Below are 1801 nucleotides of genomic sequence, written 5' to 3'. Positions count from 1 at the left end.
TCATCTCATCTACGATGAAATGAGCTACATCGATAGCTTCAAATCCTAATTGGATAAAATTATATTTATTGAGAGTTTGACTATTATCATAGGCAATAATTAGTTTGCTTATGGGCTTAAGATTCTCTATTGTGCCAAAAAATCTCACTCATCACCATCATCATTCAATATACCCATAAACCTCAAATTGGTGTTCTTTTTCCTTTTGTAAAAGATTGAGATTCTCTGTATCGCCTTGATATTTTTTCCATAGTATTGCGCGCGTCTTACTTAGATTTTCACAGCCTTGTGCCATTTTATCAAGTTCATTTGCGCGTTGTTCGTCATAAGGTTCTTCTCCACCTATATGGATACATTCACAACTTTTATTGATGAAGTCATTAATTTCCTTTATTTGTGTATAAGGAATTTGCATATATCCATAGCTTGCTCTTACCCCATCCTTCTCTTGCTGAAATCTTGTAAAACCTGCAGTATAAGAGCATATATTTTGATTAAAATATTCATCATAAAGGATAAAATCAATATTTGTTTTATCTGCACTCCAAACAATATCTATTTTTTTATAATTTCTATACTTAGCATTAGTGGATAAATCTAGGCTAAAATTTTCTTTTCTTGTCAAAATATTTGGATTATGTTTAAGAATCTCTTTAAAAAATGGGTAGCTTGTAAAAGTATTTCTATCCATAAGTGAATTGTTTATAGCTTCAGTAATATCTGCACCTTTATAAAATACAAAACCATCAACTTTGCTTGTAGCACTACAATCATCTAGCAAGCAGCCATATTGTGATAAGACATCCATTACAAAGTCATCTCCTTTGTATTTCTTGCGTAAAGCAACAAATTCCTTATCAATTTCTTTTCGTTTTAAATGCTGTTTTTGATTATATTCTATTGTTTCTTTTTCGCTCATTGTTTCTACAAAATTAACCTTATCGGCTTTAAGGAATGCTTCCCTAGACTCCATAAAGCTTTCTACATCATCTGGTAGATTAGCATTTTTATCATTTTGCATATTTTCACTACTACAAGCTATAAGAAACAAAGCTAAAAACAAATACATTACTTTTTTGCAAATCATAAACTTCTCCTTAATTTAGTTTCCTTCCAAAGACCAATGTGGAGGGTCTTTTTCTAAAGTTCTTTTAACCCCATAAGTTTTACCAACTTTTCTTAAATCAGGATTTGTCGCACCATTTCTAGGAGTATCGATGGTATGTATTTCTCCTGTTTTATCTTTAATTGTAAAAGATGATTGCCAAGTAATTGTAATATCAATGGCATTTCCTCTAACATGATGTGAAGTTAAGGAAGCTGGATATGCAATGTTATAAGCCCTAACCATATCCAATGCTTTTGCTCTTGAAATTTTATCTGAATAATTACCGCTAGAATCTGTATGTATCCAATTAATCGGAATATTTTCTTTTTGTGTTTCTATTTGGGCTTGTTGAGGAGTAATTTTGTTGCGTGCAACTTTATGGCAATAATGCATCAAGACTGCTCTTTTATATGGTCTGCGTGTTGAACTAATAGAATATGTTATTTTTGCTTTAGGCACTTCCTTTTTTGCTTCGTCAATAGCTTTTAAAAAATCTTTAACATTTTCCTTAAAAGGAGAAGATAAATCTTCTATAGAAGATTTATCTTCATATTCTTTTACCCATTCTTTGCCACTTAGGCGAAAATTCCTTATCTCCTCCCCATACTCCACCTCCAACCTTACTATCACTCTATCATTTGTATTTATATTATATTCTTTCTTAAGAGTTTCTAATGTATTAAAGAATCTCTT

At 31.1% G+C, this 1801-nt stretch carries 2 protein-coding genes; both read right to left on the bottom strand.

Annotated elements, in window-relative coordinates:
* Window positions 1-160 precede the first annotated feature (160 nt).
* The gene (locus tag CQA53_RS11185; protein ID WP_115543997.1) at window positions 161-1087 is read right to left on the bottom strand and encodes a hypothetical protein; all 927 of its coding nucleotides are present in this window, start codon (window positions 1085-1087) and stop codon (window positions 161-163) included.
* Window positions 1088-1102: 15 nt separating this feature from the next.
* On the bottom strand, window positions 1103-1801 hold a 699-nt coding region (locus CQA53_RS12725; RefSeq protein WP_220272095.1), incomplete at its 5' end, for a hypothetical protein.

It is taken from the genome of Helicobacter didelphidarum, from assembly GCF_003364195.1.
GTDB lineage: Bacteria > Campylobacterota > Campylobacteria > Campylobacterales > Helicobacteraceae > Helicobacter_A > Helicobacter_A didelphidarum.
The sequence above is the reverse complement of the archived record's forward strand: the minus strand, read 5'-3'. Positions and strand labels throughout refer to the sequence as shown.